This is a genomic window from Pantoea sp. Ap-967, assembly GCF_011752565.1.
In the GTDB taxonomy this organism is placed as follows: Bacteria; Pseudomonadota; Gammaproteobacteria; order Pseudomonadales; family Pseudomonadaceae; genus Aquipseudomonas.
This window is the reverse complement of sequence record NZ_VWXK01000010.1, coordinates 26,038-41,952: the sequence shown is the minus strand read 5'-3', so window position 1 is coordinate 41,952 and position 15,915 is coordinate 26,038. Positions and strand designations below refer to the sequence as shown.

At 65.2% G+C, this 15,915-nt stretch carries 13 protein-coding genes; 3 read left to right on the top strand and 10 right to left on the bottom strand.

Features of this window, described 5'->3' with window-relative positions:
* Window positions 1–7: 7 nt before the first annotated feature.
* The 10 genes from F3J45_RS12615 to tssA all read right to left on the bottom strand — a co-directional run bounded on the left by F3J45_RS12615 (window position 8) and on the right by tssA (window position 12,259).
* Window positions 8–439: a DcrB-related protein gene (locus F3J45_RS12615; RefSeq protein ID WP_167062640.1), complete on the bottom strand. Its 432-nt coding sequence runs from the start codon at window positions 437–439 to the stop codon at window positions 8–10.
* An 8-nt stretch (window positions 440–447) separates the two neighbouring features.
* Complete coding sequence (locus F3J45_RS12610) at window positions 448–2,391, bottom strand: type VI secretion system Vgr family protein (protein WP_167062637.1); 1,944 nt, start codon at window positions 2,389–2,391, stop codon at window positions 448–450.
* A gap of 23 nt (window positions 2,392–2,414) precedes the next feature.
* A complete protein-coding gene (gene tssH / locus F3J45_RS12605; protein WP_167062634.1) occupies window positions 2,415–5,075 on the bottom strand; it encodes a type VI secretion system ATPase TssH in 2,661 nt (886 codons plus the stop codon).
* Window positions 5,068–6,108, bottom strand: a complete 1,041-nt coding sequence (tssG, locus tag F3J45_RS12600) for a type VI secretion system baseplate subunit TssG (RefSeq protein ID WP_370526370.1) — start codon at window positions 6,106–6,108, stop codon at window positions 5,068–5,070. Before tssG ends, tssH begins: the two co-directional genes overlap by 8 nt.
* On the bottom strand, window positions 6,105–7,967 hold the full coding sequence (gene tssF, locus F3J45_RS12595) for a type VI secretion system baseplate subunit TssF (RefSeq protein ID WP_167062631.1): 1,863 nt from the start codon (window positions 7,965–7,967) through the stop codon (window positions 6,105–6,107). Before tssF ends, tssG begins: the two co-directional genes overlap by 4 nt.
* A complete protein-coding gene (gene tssE, locus F3J45_RS12590) occupies window positions 7,964–8,494 on the bottom strand; it encodes a type VI secretion system baseplate subunit TssE (protein WP_205300494.1) in 531 nt (176 codons plus the stop codon). Before tssE ends, tssF begins: the two co-directional genes overlap by 4 nt.
* Before the next feature lie 84 nt (window positions 8,495–8,578).
* The gene (locus F3J45_RS12585) at window positions 8,579–9,067 is read right to left on the bottom strand and encodes a type VI secretion system tube protein Hcp (RefSeq protein ID WP_167062628.1); all 489 of its coding nucleotides are present in this window, start codon (window positions 9,065–9,067) and stop codon (window positions 8,579–8,581) included.
* Window positions 9,068–9,134: 67 nt separating this feature from the next.
* Window positions 9,135–10,628 carry a type VI secretion system contractile sheath large subunit gene (tssC, locus tag F3J45_RS12580; protein ID WP_167062625.1) on the bottom strand — a complete coding sequence of 498 codons (1,494 nt, stop codon included), beginning with the start codon at window positions 10,626–10,628 and terminating at the stop codon, window positions 9,135–9,137.
* An 11-nt stretch (window positions 10,629–10,639) separates the two neighbouring features.
* Window positions 10,640–11,155 carry a type VI secretion system contractile sheath small subunit gene (gene tssB / locus F3J45_RS12575; protein WP_167062622.1) on the bottom strand — a complete coding sequence of 172 codons (516 nt, stop codon included), beginning with the start codon at window positions 11,153–11,155 and terminating at the stop codon, window positions 10,640–10,642.
* A gap of 72 nt (window positions 11,156–11,227) precedes the next feature.
* Entirely contained in the window at window positions 11,228–12,259 is a 1,032-nt protein-coding gene (gene tssA, locus F3J45_RS12570; protein ID WP_167062619.1) for a type VI secretion system protein TssA, read from the bottom strand.
* A 396-nt stretch (window positions 12,260–12,655) separates the two neighbouring features.
* Between tssA and tagH the strand changes: the two genes are divergently transcribed.
* The 3 genes from tagH to tssK are packed head-to-tail and all read left to right on the top strand — an operon-like array spanning window position 12,656 to window position 15,915.
* On the top strand, window positions 12,656–14,032 hold the full coding sequence (gene tagH / locus F3J45_RS12565) for a type VI secretion system-associated FHA domain protein TagH (protein ID WP_167062616.1): 1,377 nt from the start codon (window positions 12,656–12,658) through the stop codon (window positions 14,030–14,032).
* 38 nt (window positions 14,033–14,070) lie between these two features.
* Window positions 14,071–14,565, top strand: a complete 495-nt coding sequence (tssJ, locus tag F3J45_RS12560; protein ID WP_167062613.1) for a type VI secretion system lipoprotein TssJ — start codon at window positions 14,071–14,073, stop codon at window positions 14,563–14,565.
* Window positions 14,566–14,580: 15 nt separating this feature from the next.
* Complete coding sequence (tssK, locus tag F3J45_RS12555) at window positions 14,581–15,915, top strand: type VI secretion system baseplate subunit TssK (RefSeq protein WP_167062610.1); 1,335 nt, start codon at window positions 14,581–14,583, stop codon at window positions 15,913–15,915.

The following is a 15,915-nucleotide window of genomic DNA, read 5'->3' as shown; positions in this document are numbered from 1 at the left end:
TCGCGTGTCAGCCCAGATTGTCGAAATCGAGGGACTGCTTGAGCGCAGCCCAATGCGCCGCCTCAGCTTGCCCCAGCGGTTGGGCCTTGACGTAGCTGAGGGCGAACATCCTGCGCGTGCCAGGCAGCACCAGTGCCAACTGATACTGGTGGACCTTCTCCGTGCCTTTGCTGAACTGGCTGCTCAATTCGATGGCCGCGATCGACTGGGCGCCAACCTGCACCTGTTGCGCCGGCTGCATGCGCAGGTCTTTGACCTGCTGCTGCAGGCGCTGCAGCTGGCTGTCGAAGCTGCTCTGCAAGGTTTCGCCCTCGGCGAGCAGGCTACGGCTGACGATCAACGAGGTACCCAGCGCCTCGAAGCGCAGGATATTGATGCTGGTATCGTGCACGGCCGCGTCGGGCAGGCTGATGCGAAATTCGTTGAGGCGATAGCTCATGGGGACTCTCATTGCGTGCCAGGGCCAGGGAACATGGCCTTGACTGCGGTTTCGATGGTTTTCTGGATACCCTGGCCGTCTGGCGTGGTTTGCGCGCCGTTGCCGACGTTCAGGTCAAGGGTGCCACCGGTATTGATTTCGGCATCCTTGCTGGCATGAAAGCTGAACTGCTCGCAGCTGATGTTGATCTGGCCGCTGGCGTTGAGCTCGATCACACTCTTGCCGCAGACCAGGCGCAGGTTGTCACCTACCTCAAGCAAGTAACTCACCCCCACACTGTCGCGCTTGCTGGCCCCCACCATCACGGCGTCGTCCCTGCGCACGGCGCGCAGGCGGTCCATGCCGACCGTGACCGTCTCCATCGCGGCCACGCTATGGACGCGGCTGGCACCGACTGCCAGCGTCTGGTTCTGTTCCACCACGGTGTCCATGTTGCGTTCGGCATGCACGTAAAGCTGCTCGGCGCCCTTCTTGTCCTCCATGCGGATTTCGTTGAAGTTGGCCGGGCTGCCGCCCTTGCTCGAACGGCTTTTCATGCCGCTTTGCGTGGCGCTGCCGGGCAAATCGTAAGGCACGCCCTGTTCGGCGTTGTACACCCGGCCGGTGATGATCGGCCGGTCCGGGTCGCCTTCAAGAAAGCTGACGATGACTTCCTGGCCAATTCGCGGAATCTGCATCGAGCCCCAGTTCTTGCCGGCCCAGGCTTGGGACACACGGATCCAGCACGAGCTGTTCTCGTTGGACTGGTCATGCCGGTCCCAATGGAAGTGCACCTTCACCCGGCCATACTGGTCGGTCCAGATTTCCTCGCCGGCCGGGCCGACCACCACGGCGGTCTGCGGCCCTTTGACAATTGGTCGCAGGGTGCTGCCCAGCGGGCGGTAGCTCTGCTGCGCATCGATACAGCTGAGGTGGCTTTCGAACTGCGCCGTGCCGCTGCTCCCTGCGCCGCTTTCCAGACGCTCCTGGTGTATGTAGTAGCGGGCAGCGACGATCAGGTACTCGCGGTTCTGATCCTGGCGGCTGAAGCCCGTGAGGCTGAACAGGTGGCCGCTGCCAAGGCCCCGGGCGTTGCCGCGCAGCTCGACGCGCTCGTGCTGGCTTTGCAAAGACTCAAGGCGGGTGCGGGCGTAATGCTCGCCATCCTGGGTCTGCTCGTAGGCGCCCGGGTAGTCGTACAGCGGGTAGTCACCGGCCTGGTGCGGGCGGGGCATGGCCGAGCGTACATCGATGCGCGCGCTGGGGCGCTGGAAGTCATAGTCGTTGAGCTCCAGCGAGCCTGGCTGCACCTCCTGGGCCAGGTGCCAGTCGTTGATATGGTCGCGCTCGCGGTGTTGGCCGTCGGGCGGGTAGTAGGGCACGTTTTCGTAACCGGCCACCTTCTGGTGCGCGCCATAGGCATCGGCGAGCACCAGCACGTGGCGCTCCTGCTCGTGGCGGAAGAAGTAGTAGATGCCTTCCTCTTCCATCAGGCGGCTGACGAAGTCGAAGCTGCTTTCCCGGTACTGCACGCAGTACTCGCGTTCCCGGTAGCTGCGGCTCAGAGTGTCTTCGAAATCCGAGAAACCCAGGTCGCGAAAGACCTGCTTGATGATCTGCGGCGCGCTCAGGTGCTGGAAAATCCGGCAGTCACTGGTGCGCGTCAGTAGCCACAACCAGGGCCGCAGGGTGATCCGGTAGCTGGCGAATTGGCCCTGGTCGATCGACTGGCTGCAGCGGGCGACGATGCCATGGTAGTAGCGCGAATTGCTCAGGCTTACCTGCACGCTCAGGCACAGCGGCTTGCCCAGCAGCTGGTTGAGGTCTATGGCCGCATCGTCGCTGGTCAGCTGCAGCTCGAAGTCGAACAGGCGGCCGAGCTCTTCGCTGCCGCTCATGTCGCTGAGCACCAGTACATCGGGCCCCAGCGGGCTGTGGATCTGCGCCAGGCGCGTGAACTGCTTGAACAGCATGGCTGCTCCCGTATCTGCCGCCGTCAGCCGGCGGCGCCGAAGTCATAGTGCAAGTCGTTGTCGCGCCGGCTGATGGCAACGCTGGCCAGCGGCTTGCCTTCGAGCAGGCGGGTCAGGAACTCGCGGCTCATGTCTGGCAGCAGGCCGTTGGTGAGGATGGCGTCGATCATGCGGCCACCGCTTTCGGTTTCGGTGCAGCGCGAAACGACCAGCTCCACCACCCCCTCGTCGTAGCTGAAGCCAACCTTGTGGGTGGCTTCGACCCGTTTGCGGATACGCTCCAGCTGCAGGCGAGTAATGGCCTTGAGCATGGCGTCGCTAAGCGGGTAGTAAGGGATGGTCACCAGGCGGCCGAGCAGCGCCGGCGGGAAGATTTCCAGCAATGGTTGGCGCAGGCGGGTCGCCACCGATTCCGGGTCGGGTAGCGCCTGCGAATTGCTGCAGAGGTTGGCGATCAGTTCGGTACCGGCGTTGGTGGTAAGCAGGATCAGCGTATTGCGAAAATCGATCTGGCGGCCCTCGCCATCCTCCATCACACCCTTGTCGAACACCTGGAAGAAAATCTCGTGCACGTCCGGGTGGGCCTTTTCCACCTCATCCAGCAGCACCACGCTGTAGGGCCGCCGGCGCACTGCCTCGGTCAGCACGCCGCCTTCGCCATAGCCCACGTAGCCAGGTGGCGCGCCCTTGAGAGTGGAAACGGTGTGGGCTTCCTGGAACTCGCTCATGTTGATGGTGATCAGGTTCTGCTCGCCGCCGTACATCGCTTCGGCAAGAGCCAGGGCGGTTTCGGTCTTGCCCACCCCGGAGGTACCGGCAAGCATGAACACACCAATCGGCTTGTTCGGGTTGTCCAGGCCCGCGCGGGAAGTCTGGATGCGCTTGGCAATCATCTTCAGGGCGTGGTCCTGGCCGATGATGCGCTTGGCCAGGTGGCTGTCGAGGTTGAGCACGGTTTCGATTTCATTGCGTGCCATGCGCCCCACCGGGATGCCGGTCCAGTCGGCGACCACCGAAGCCACTGCCTGGTAGTCCACGGTCGGCAGGATCAGCGGGCTTTCCCCTTGCAGGTCGCCCAGGCGCTGCTGCAGGTCGACCAGTTTGTCGCGCAGTGCCGAGTGGCCCTGGTCGACCGCGCCCGCCTGCTCACGCAACTCGGCGCGGGTTGCCAGCAGCTCGTCGACCAGCGCCTTTTCTTCGGCCCAGCGGCTTTCCAGGCCAGCCAGGCGCTCGCGCTCCTCGGCCAGCAGGGCCTGGGCGTGGCCCTGGCGCTGCCCGGTGGCCACGCCGATGGCCGCCTCGCGGGCGATGATCTGCAACTCTACGTCCAGCGCCTCGATCCGCCGGCGGCTGTCGTCGACCTCGGCCGGCACTGCGTGCAGGCTGATGGCGACGCGGGCGCAAGCGGTGTCGAGCAGGCTCACTGATTTGTCTGGCAGCTGGCGCGCCGGGATATAGCGGTGCGACAGCTTCACCGCCGCCTCAAGCGCTTCGTCGAGCACCTGCACCTGATGGTGTTTTTCCATGGTCGAAGCCACGCCGCGCATCATCAGCAGGGCCTTGGCTTCGCTTGGTTCTTCCACCTGCACCACCTGGAAGCGGCGGGTCAGGGCGGGGTCTTTCTCGATGTGCTTCTTGTATTCGGCCCAGGTGGTGGCAGCCACCGTGCGCAAGCTACCGCGGGCCAGGGCCGGCTTGAGCAGGTTGGCGGCATCGCCGGTGCCGGCAGCGCCGCCGGCGCCAACCAGGGTATGCGCTTCGTCGATGAACAGGATGATCGGCTTGGGCGAAGCGTGCACGTCTTCGATCACTTGGCGCAGGCGCTGTTCGAACTCGCCCTTCATGCTGGCGCCGGCCTGCAGCAGGCCGACATCCAGGCTGCGCAGTTCCACGTCCTTGAGTGCCGGTGGCACGTCGCCGGCGACGATGCGCAGGGCGAAGCCTTCGACCACGGCCGTCTTGCCGACTCCAGCCTCGCCGGTGAGGATCGGGTTGTTCTGCCGACGGCGCATGAGGATATCCACCAACTGGCGGATTTCCTCGTCGCGCCCGACGATGGGGTCGAGCTTGCCGCTGCGTGCCTGTTCGGTGAGGTCGACCGTGAAGCGCTTGAGCGCTTCCTGCTTGCCCATCGTCGCCGGCGCCACGGCGCCGCTGGCCTCACCGGGCACGCCAGTGCTGAAACCATCGCTGGCGGCAAGGCCATTCTCGGGTGAGTCGCCGACGTATTCGTCGAAGCGCTCGCTCAGCGCTTCGGCCTTGAGCTTGGCGAACTCGCCCGACAGCCCCAGCAGGGCATTGCGCAGGCTTGGGGTCTTGAGGATGCCGACCAGCAGGTAACCGGTGCGTACCTGGCTTTCACCGAACATCAGGCTGCCGTACACCCAGCCGCGTTCGACCGCTTCCTCCACCTGCGATGACAGGTCGGTAATCGAGGTCGACCCCCGAGGCAGGCGGTCCAGGGCGTCAGTCAAGTCACGCGCCAGGCGCGCCGGTTCCACATTGAATTGGCGAACGATGCGGTGCAGGTCGCTGTCCTGAAGCTGCAGCAACTGGTGCAGCCAGTGGGCCAGCTCGACGTAGGGGTTACCCCGCAGCTTGCAGAATACGGTGGCGGCCTCGATGGCCTTGTAGGCGACGCTGTTGAGTTTGCCGAACAGCGCGGCGCGGCTGATTTCACCCATGGTCCTGGCTCCTTGTGTGTATGGCGACGACTGGCTGTGTGGCCTGCTTGGTGGCCTGCTTGGTGGCGTAGTGGCGTGCCAGCTTGAGGTCGCGAGCATCGTGCTCAGGGCGGCCTAGCCAGGTATCGAAGCCCAGGCGCTGGCCAGCGTTGAGTTGCAGCGCGGGCACCTGGCCCTGCGCGAGGATAAGGTTGAGGTCCCAGTCCAGCTCCTGGCCCAGGTATTCGGCGACCCAGGCCGCCAGCTCGACGAAGGCTTGGCCGCCGGGCAGCAGGGCGTGGTACTGGTCGAGCGTTAGCGGGCCAACGCACAGGCGGAACTTGTGCTGGCGGTCCCACACGTGGCTGCCCAGGCACAAGTCGACGCCCAGGCGGTTGGCGCGCACACTCAGCTGGCTGCGCTCGGGCAGTTCCAGCCACTGGCCGACGTATTCCTCCAGGCTGACCGGTACGCCGAAATAGTCGGCCAGGATGCTACACAGCCCGTCGGGATAGCGGGTCTGCGCTGCCAGGTGGCCGGACCAGTGCAGCTTCGCGGTGTCGGCCAGTGGCCCTTGGTTCTGCAGTTCGGCCTGCCCTCGGCCGCTCAGTGCGGCCAGGCGCGCAGCCCAGTAGTCATCACCGGGGCGGTCGTGGCTGACGGTTGGCCGGGCCTCGGCCCAGGCCCGGTAGAACAGGCTCAGCAGGCGGTGGTGGAAGATGTCCAGGAAACGCTTGCTGGTCGGGTCGGCATGGTTGCGCTGGCGCTCGCGTATGTATTCGGTAAGGTGCAGCGGCAGCGGGCCGTTGGGCCCTCCCAGGCCGAAGAAGAACTGCTCAAGGCGCGCCGGCCTGTCTTCGCTTGTGCTGACCGAGGCCAGGGTGGACGGCGCGAAGCCGCAGTCCAGGCGCTGGCCCAGGCGCACCGGCTCATCGGCCAGGCGCAACGAATGGCCGAAACGCGGCAGTTCAGGGTTTTCCGCTTGCAGCCGGCGCAACGCCTGGAAGAAGTCGTACTCCCACGGCTCGGCCTGCATGTTCGCCAAGGTATTCACAGCACGGGCCTGCGCCCGGGCTTGGCTCGCCAGCGCATGATCTCGCCACGTTCGCTGGTGCGCAGCACGGTTTCGGTAAAGCTGTTGACCGACACGTAGCGGGTTAGGAAACGCTCGAAGACCGCACCGAGCAGGAACACGCCGGTGCCGCGGAAGGCGTTTTCGTCGAACGTCAGGGTAATTTCCAGGCCCCGGCCAAACACGATCGGCCCCGGCATGGGCAGGCGTCGGGTGCAAGGCTGGCAGCTGACCTCGCGCAGGCCGTCGATCTGCAATTGCAAGGCGCTGTCCTGCGGGTCGCCATACAGGCGCAGCAGTTCGCGCAGGGCTGCAGCCCCCTGGCCCTGTTCGGCCAGCGACAGGTAGTTCAGCGACAACTGGCTGATCAGGCGCCAGGCGCGGTTGTCGTGGGCATGGCTGGCCTTGGGCCGGCTTGGGCCGGCCAGGCAGCGCACGGCGGCTACCGGGGCACTGTCGGCAAGGCTGAAGTCGCTGCGCCCGTCACCCACGCTCATGAACAGCGGCAGGTCGCGGTTGCTGCACAGGGCGCTGATGCCCAGCTGGCGCAGGTCGTGGCGGTACGGCGCCTGCTGGCCGTCGACCAGGCTGACGAAGGTTTCGCTGCCCATGTAGCTTGAGCGTGTGCCATTGCGCCGCTGTTCGCTGGACAGCACCCGTGGCTCGCGGCGCACGATGTAATAGGCTTGGTCACGGCCGTAGCGCGACGGGTCGCGTACCGCATAGAACGGCAGGAACGCCTGGTCCGGCCCGGTGCCGTGGCCAGTGACCTGCTGCAACGAGTGGATTTCGAAATCGGTTGGCCGGGTGCGGTCGGCGATCACGTGGTGTTCGTTGACCCGATCGCTCAGGTGGATGCGGTCGACCCGGCGTGGGAACAGGTTGATCGCCGGGGTGCAGAACGGCACCAGTTGGCTGTTGCCGACGCCGCCTTCGAGCGCCGGGTCATGGCGATCGAACAACACCAGCACTTCCAGTTCCTGGCCATCGCAGCGCTTGACCGCAGGGCCAAGGCCTGCGAATTCGACGAACAGAAAACGTTGCGGCAGGGCGAAGTATTCCTGCAGCAGGCGGTAGCCCTGAAATGCCTGGGGCACTACCGGCAGCGCCGCCTCTCGGTCATCGAAACCGCATGGCAGCAAGGCCTGTTCCACCGGGATGCGTTCAGCCCAGTCGGCCCCGGGCTGGCGCACGAACACGGCGCAGGCGCTGCCCAGCAACTGCTCGTATAACCGATACGGGGTTTCGTCGGCGCCGTTGAGGTACAGCGGCAGGCGCGTCAGCGGCAAACTGCTGAAGGGCATTTCGGCGCCGCTGCGCAGTGTCAGGCGCAGGCCGGCGCGTGCCCGGGGCTCGCTGGCCGCAAGGCGCCCGAGCACGGCGCCGGGGTTGCCGAAGTACTCGGCACCAGCCACCTGCAGCGGCCACAGGGTAACCTCCTGGGTGCTGCGAAACTCACAGGGCGTCTGTGAGTCGCGGCCCAGATTGGCGCGCAGCACACTGCCGCGTGGCAATGGGAAGCCCGCCGCCAGGGAGCCCTCGTCGGGGTCGGCCTGCAGTTGTACCACGGTCATCGACGGCGTGGGTGCCAGGTAATGCGGGTAGGCGATTTCCAGCAGGTTGTGGGTGAACGTCGGGTACTCGGCGTCGAGCTTCAATTGCACGCGCGCGGTCAGGTAGGCGAAGCCTTCGAGCAGGCGCTCCACATAGGGGTCGGCGCACTCGACCCCTGACAAGGTCAGGCGCCCGGCGATCTTCGGGTACTCCCGGGCGAACTCCTCGGCACCTTCGCGGATGTGCTGCAGTTCCTGGTTGTACAGCTCCAGCAGGCGCGGGTTCATGGCCGCCTCCGGCGATCGGCAGGGGCGACCCGGACATGGCCCGACTCAAGGTCGACATCCGTTTGCAGCAGCAGCGGCAGCGCCGCCGGCTGTGCCCACAGGTCGCCTTCGATCTCGAAGCTCAGGGCATTGGCATTCATCTCCCCGGGCGCGGCCTGGGCGCGCACTTTCAGGGTGTGGGCGAGAATGCGGGGTTCGTAGGTGGCGATGGCCTGGTGGATGATGCGCTCCAGGGCACCGATGTCGATGTTCGAGGCGCTGTTGCCCGCCAGCGCAGGCAGGCCGTAGTTGATCACCGACGCGCCAGCCAGGGTATTCAGGGTGGCGGCGCTGTCGAGTAGCGAAGTGGTGTTGAGCAGCCAGGCCAGATCGCGCAGCACCGAGGCCTTGAGCTGTTGCAGGCTGAGCACGCGCTTGTCGGCGGCTTCCTGCCGGTTGCCCGGCTCGTCGTCGGTCAGGCGGTCCAGCAGCGAGGGCTGCAGGCGGTCGCGGGTGGCGATCTCGGCTACCACTTCAGGAATTCCCATAGGCTGTGGTGGAACCCGTGGGAGCGGGCGTGCTCCCACAGGGCCAGTCAGTGGCCAGGTGGCCGGCCACCGTTGTCATCGGCGTCAGATCTTGACGTTGGAGCGGATGTTCCAGCCGTACTTGATCGGGCCGCCTTCCTTGCTGCCGTCGGCCTTCTGCGGCTGGTAGTCGACGGTGACCTTGGCGAAGTTCAGGGTCACGTTCTCGGTCAGGCGGTCATCGGTGCCCGAGCCGCCGGTACTCAGCGAGCTGATGAGCACTTCTTCGAGGTTGATGATCAGGTACTCGACCTGGCTCTCGCCGCCTGCCTTGCGCACGGTAAGCTTGACCTTGTCGATGTGCTTGCCGCTGGAGCAGTGCGCCATCAGGTTGGGGCTGGACTTGTCGATGTACTTGGTGAGCGACAGGTCCTGGATGTTGACCTTGCCGGCACCGCCGCCGCTGCCCATGTGCATGTTGCCGGACTGGGACATGCCCCAGTGCCAGTTGAGCACGTCGATTTCGTCTTTGTGGGCCTTGTCGTTGGACTCGCCCTTGATGTCGCCGATCTTGATGAAAATATCTACAGCCATGATGTCCTCGGGGGTTCAGGTCGGTTGGCAATGCCAGCGGGGCCGCCAGGCGGCCCCGGGGGGTCAATCAGGCACCTTTGGCCGAAGGCAGCTTCGACACCAGGCGCAGCGACACGGTCAGCCCTTCGAGCTGATAGTGCGGGCGCAGGTAGAAGCGTGAGTTGTAGTAACCCGGGTTGCCTTCGACGTCTTCGACCACCACTTCGGCGGCCGCCAGCGGGTGCTGGGCCTTGGTGGTTTCGGTGGAGTGCGCCGGGTCGCCGTCGACGTAGTTGAGGATCCAGTCCTGCAACCAGCGCTGCATCTCGTCCTTTTCCTTGAACGAGCCGATCTTGTCGCGCACGATGCACTTGAGGTAGTGGGCAAAGCGGCAGGTGGCAAACAGGTACGGCAGGCGCGCGGCCAGGTTGGCGTTGGCGCTGGCGTCCGGGTCGTCGTACTCGGCCGGTTTCTGCAATGACTGGGCGCCGATGAAGGCGGCGAAGTCGGTGTTCTTCTTGTGCAGCAGCGGCATGAAACCATTCTTCGCCAGCTCTGCTTCGCGGCGATCGGAAATGGCGATTTCGGTCGGGCACTTCATGTCCACGCCACCGTCGTCGGTGGGGAAGGTGTGCGCCGGCAGGCCTTGCACTTCGCCGCCCGACTCCACGCCACGAATGCGCGAGCACCAGCCGTAGTACTTGAACGAGCGGTTGATGTTCACCGCCATGGCATAGGCGGCATTGGCCCAGGTGTACTTGCTGCTGTCGGCGCCGTCGGTGTCTTCCTCGAAGGCGAATGCTTCCACCGGGTCGGTCTTGGCGCCATACGGCAGGCGCGCCAGGAAGCGTGGCATGGTCAGGCCGATGTAGCGCGAATCTTCAGATTCACGCAGCGAACGCCAGCCGGCGTATTCCGGGGTGGTGAAGATCTTGCTCAGGTCGCGCGGGTTGCTCAGTTCCTGCCAAGAACCCATGCCCATCACCGTCGGCGAAGCGGCGGCAATGAACGGCGCGTGCATCGAGGCGCAGACTTTCGACAGCTCGCCCAGCAGTTCGACATCCGGTGGCGACTGGTCGAAGTAGTAGTCGCCCACCAGGCAGCCATAGGGTTCGCCGCCGAACTGGCCGTATTCTTCTTCGTAGAGTTTCTTGAACACCGGGCTCTGGTCCCAGGCGGTGCCCTTGAACTTCTTCAGGGTCTTGTGCAGGTCGGTCTTGGAAACGTTGAGCACGCGGATTTTCAGCTGCTCGTCGCTCTCGGTGTTGTTGACCAGGTAGTGCAGGCCCCGCCAGGCGCTTTCCAGCTGCTGGAAATCGTTGTGGTGGATGATCTGGTTGACCTGCGCGGTCAGCTTGGCGTCGATCGCGGCAATGATCTGCTCGATCGAACCGATGGCGTCGTTGGACACCAGGGTGGTCTGCGCCAGCGCCTGCTCGGCCAGCGTGCGCACGGCACTCTCCACGGCTTCCTTGGCACGCTCGGTCTTGGGCTTGAATTCCTGCAGCAGCAGGTTGGCGAATTCGCTGGGGTCCTGGGTGGCCGGTGCCTGGGCCTGGGTGTCGCGCAATGGGTCGTTCATGGGCTGTCTCCTCAGGCGCTCGGCTCGGTATCGGCAGGTTTTGGCGCGCTGGCCAGGGCTTGCAGCAGGGCCGGGTCCTTGATGGCCTTGAGGATGATGTCCTCAGCGCCGGTCTTGCCGTCCATGTAGGTCAGCAGGTTGGCCAGCTGGGTGCGGGCTTCGAGCAACTGGTTCAGGGCATCGACCTTGCGCGCCACGGCGGCAGGGCTGAAGTCGTCCATGCTTTCGAAGGTGATGTCCAGGCTCAGGTTGCCTTCGCCGGTCAGCTCGTTCGGCACGTTGAACGCCACGCGTGGTTGCATGGCCTTCAGGCGCGAGTCGAAGTTGTCCACGTCGATCTCGAGGAATTTGCGCTCTGCCACGGCTGGCAGGGGGGCGGCAGGCTTGCCGGCGAGGTCGGCCATCACGCCCATGACGAAGGGCAACTGCACCTTCTTCTCGGCGCCGTACAGTTCGACGTCGTACTCGATCTGCACCCGTGGCGCACGGTTGCGCGCAATGAATTTCTGGGAGCTGTCTTTCGCCACGTTGTTCCTCCTGGGCGCCGGGTACGGCGGCTCTGTTCATGCGGGCGTCGGTGTGTTGTACGGGCCTTGAGGTCAGTCGTTCTCAGGGCCGCGCAGGTTTTCGTATTGCGAAAAGCCGTCGGGAATCAGGTTGCGCACGATGGTTTCGAAATCGGCATTGACCAGCTGCCTGGCGCGGCGCAGCAGCACCGGCAGCGGGCTGGATGGCTCGTGGCGGGCGTAGTACTGCAGCAGCCGATCCAGGCTCTGGGTCACGTCCTCGCGGCTGCTCACCTCGCCGGGGCGGGTGGCTGGGCGTGCTGCACTGGCCGGTGTCATTGGCAGGTCGGTCTGGTGGTCTGCCGGGGGCTGCTCATCGCCGTTGGCGGGTGGCGCGGCACCTTCCGGGCTGTAGTCGGCCAGCACCTGCTGCACCTGGCGCAGCGGCTGGCGCAGCGGCGAAAGGTCGACACCACTGGCCGAACCGACCTGGTCGTTGACCCGCTGCTCGATGGCGTCCAGCGCCTCGCGAGCCAGTTGCAGGGCCTGGCGGCACTGCTGCAGCTGCTCGGGGTCGGCATCACGCAGGGCGGCCGCCAGTTCCTCGGCGCTCATCTGCTCGCTGGCGAAGTGCTGCACGCCGGCGGCATGCAAAGCCGCCCGCAACGTGACCGGGCCAAAGGCGCGCGAGCGTACCAGCACGGCATCGCGCAGCAGGGTGATGTTGGCGTCGCAGGTGAGGCCGGCCAGGGCGTTGATGCGCACGGTCGGGTCGTTGTCGTCTGCAGCGTCCAGTTGCGGATGCAGGTGCAGCCAGTATTCGCCCAGCAGGTCGCGGATCAATTCGAGACTGGCGGCCAGGCCTGGCAGGCCCTGCAGGGCAAGGTTGGCCTGAACCAAGAAATGGGTGATGCGCAAGTCTTTGCTGCGCTGCAGCAGCGCGGTGCTTGCGCGTTCGATATCGCGCCACGGCGGTGGCTCGGCCGGTTGCACGGCGTCGCCCATGACGCGCTCGGGGCGGCCCTGGGCATCACGCTCTAGTTGCAGGAATTCGGCGTCGTATTCCAGGTCGTCGCCGCAGGGGAAATCTGCGGAAACAGCGGCGAGAAGCAGCGGCGAGTTCACCAGGATTCGATCTCCATATCAGCCCGTGGTGAGGGCTTGGTGCGGCGTTAATTGATTCTGTGAACGGCCGCACAAACTTGTCAAAGAATGCGAAGTTGATATCGCGGTGATATCATTTTGGCACTCTGAAGTTGCGCATTTATGGTTTATTTCCAAAATGATGTCAAGGTAAGCTACGCGCCGCAAGTGCCAGGTGTGAACCACTGTGCAGGCATGATGTCCATTCATCGGCGTGCTATCAAAGTGCCTTTAATTTGCGTTTCAATAGCGCACAGTTAGTACCTTGGTGGTAGCTAAAGCCCAGTATTCACGGGTGTTTGAGCAAGGTTTTGGTGAAGTGGCCTGCAGCCACCCAAATGAATGGAAGTTGGTTTCAAATATATGCAAGGAGGCATGATGGCACTTCGCCTGACTATTACCAGTTACCACAAGATCACGCCCGGGCAACGCCCGGAAATGGTGCTGGAGACAGGTGCCATCACACTCGGGCGAGCCACCGACAATGATTGGGTACTGCCCGATCCAGAGCGGTTGGTATCGTCGCGCCATTGTGTGATCCAGTTCAAAGATGGGCGGCCCTATCTCACTGACAACAGCACCAATGGCGTCGAGTTAGTTCACGCGGGCATCCGCATGCGCCGCGGTAACAGCGAGCCGTTGATGGATGGCGAAGTTATCCGCATTGGCGAGTACGAAATCCAGGTGCGCCTGGACCACGCGTTCGCCATGCCGCAGGCGGCGCAGGCGCAGGCGAACAGTTTCGAGGCACTGATGGCCAACCAGGTGGCGGCAAGTGCGCCGATCAGCGGGGCGCCAGCCGCCTTTCTGCAAGGTGCGCCGAGCCACGATACCCTGCCGGATCTGTTCGATTTCCTTGGCCCCGGCAGCGTGCCGCCCGCCAGCCAGCCGGACCATGTGCCGGCTCAGCAACACGACTTTCGCCCGCCCGCACCCGTGGCGCCCTTGGCACCCGCCGATTTGCCGGCTGCGGCGCCCACGGGGCTGATTCCAGAAGGCTGGGACGTGCTCGCTGACACCCCGGCGCCCCTGCCAGCGGCAACACCCATACCGGCCCTGCCGATGCCACCAGTCTCCGAGCCCGCGGCCGCCCAGCCTGTAGTCGCCGAACCCATTGCCGTCGAGGCCGCTGCGGTGCCGGCGGCCAGCGTCGCGCCCACGGGCGAGGCTGGCCTTCTACAGGCATTTCTGCGCGGTGCCGGTATCGAGCAACTGCGCATCGAGGCCAGCGACGCCCAGGCGCAGATGGAGGCCATCGGCCGCAGCTACCGCTTGATGGTGGAAGGGCTGATCGATGTGCTACGTGCGCGCAGCAGCCTCAAAGGCGAGTTCCGCATGCAACAGACCACCATCGCCCCGGTGCAGAACAACCCGCTGAAATTTGCCCCCAACGCCGATGAAGCGTTGTTGCTGCTGCTGCGCCAGCGCAGCCCAGCGTTCATGGCCCCGGACCAGGCCGTGCAGGACAGTTTCGACGACCTCAGGGCCCACCAGTTGGCGGTGATGGCCGGCGTCGAGGCCGCGATCAAGCACCTGCTGGCTCGCTTTGAGCCGGGCAGCCTGGAGCAGCGCCTAGCCCCGGCCTCGGGGCTAGGCAAATTGTTCGGTGGCTCGCGCCAGGCCCATTGCTGGCAGCAGTTCACCACGCTCTACCGGCAGATTGCCCAGGAAGCCGAAGACGACTTCCAGGACTTGTTCGGCCGTGAATTCAGCCGCGCCTACGAGGCCCACAGCAGCCGTTTGCAACGTTCCTGAAGGAACACAGGAAGCCCCGATACGTCATGAGGACGACAATGAACGCACTACGACTGCTCGGCGCCCTGGCCCTGGTGTTGCTGGGTGCCTGCAGCAAGGACGCCGCCCAGCCAACTGCGCAGGGCACAGCGCAACCCGGCGGGATCAGCCTGTACTTCAGCACCGGGGCAGGCTTGAACCCGGGTGCCAACGGCACGCCGGCACCGGTGCGGGTGCGAATCTTCGAGTTGAAGAACAGCGCCGCCTTCACGCGTGCCGATTACTTCACCCTCACCGAGCGTGCCCAGGCTGCGCTCGGCGCCGACTTGATCGACCAGGACGAAGTGTTGCTGCAGCCCGGCGCGCAGCTGCACCTTGAGCGCCCGCTCGACCCCGCTACTCGCCAGGTTGGCCTGGTGGTCGGCTACCGCGAGATCGATCAGGCGCAGTGGCGCAGCGTGCTGCCGGTGCCGCCTCGCGACTATCAGATCAGCCTCGATGCGCGTGCCGTGCGCAGCGCCGTGGCAGCCCCTCAAACAGCGCCTGCCCGGTAGGCATACGGAGTCTCCATGTCCTGGAACAATCGCGTGGTGTGGTCGGAAGGCATGTTCATCACGACCCAGCACTTCCAGCAGCACGACCGCTACCTGGAAAACCTCGTGGATGCCCGCAGCCGGCCGCTGAGCGCGGCTGCCTGGGGTTTTTCCGAACTGCTGATCGACCAGGGCCTGCTGGCCCAGGGCAAGCTGGCCATTCTCAGCGCGCGCGGCCTGCTACCCGATGGTACGCCGTTCGACATCCCACGTGACGACCTGCCACCGGCCCCCTTCGAGATCCCCGACGACCTGCGTGACTGCGTGGTGTACCTGGGCTTGCCGCTCAAGCGTGCCGGAGCCCGCGACACGGTCGACGAGGGCGAAGCCCTGGCGGCGGCGCGCTACGTCAGCCGCATCAGTGACGTGCGTGACGACAACGCCCCGTTTGAAAATCGCGCGCCGCTGGCCTTGGGCAGCCGGGCGCTGCGCCTGCTGCGCAGCGAAGACGGCCTGAGCGACCATGCGGCCCTGGGCGTGGTACGGGTGCGCGAGAAACGTGCCGACCGAGCGCTGGTGCTGGACGAGAGCTACATCCCGCCGCTGCTGGACATCAGTGCCAACAACGGCTTGGCCAGCATGCTTGGCGAACTGCTTGGCCTGCTGCACCAGCGCGGTGAGGCGTTGGCGGGGCGGGTGGTGGCGTCGGCCAACGGCGGTGCCTCGGAAATCGCCGATTTCATGTTGCTGCAGCTGGTCAACCGTGCCCAGCCGCTGGTCGAGCACCTCAACCAGTTGAGCCCGCTGCACCCCGAGCGGCTGTACAGCGAGCTGGTGGCGATGGCTGGCGAATTTGCCACCTTCACCCGCGACGGGCGCCGGCCACAGGGCTTCCCGGCCTACCAGCACGACGACCTGGCCGCGTCCTTCGCCCCGGTCATCGCCGCGTTGCGCGAAGCACTGTCGACGCTGATCGACAGCAAGGCGGTGGCCATCCCGATCGTCGAGAAAGCCTATGGCATTCACGTCGCCATGCTTGCCGACCGCAGCCTGCTCGACAGTGCCAGCTTCGTGCTGGTGGTGCGCGCCGACGTGCCGGGCGAGACGCTGCGCGGGCGCTTTGGCCAGCAGAGCAAGATCGGTTCGGTGGAACACATCCGTGACCTGGTCAACCTGCAACTGCCAGGTATCGGCCTGCTGCCACTGCCGGTGGCGCCGCGGCAGATCCCGTTCCATGCCGGCAGCACCTATTTCGAGTTGGACCGGGGCAGCGAGCACTGGAAGCAGCTGCAGCACTCCGGTGGCTTCGCCTTCTACGTGGCGGGGGAGTTCCCCGGCCTGAGCCTGGCCTTCTGGGCCATTCGAGGATAA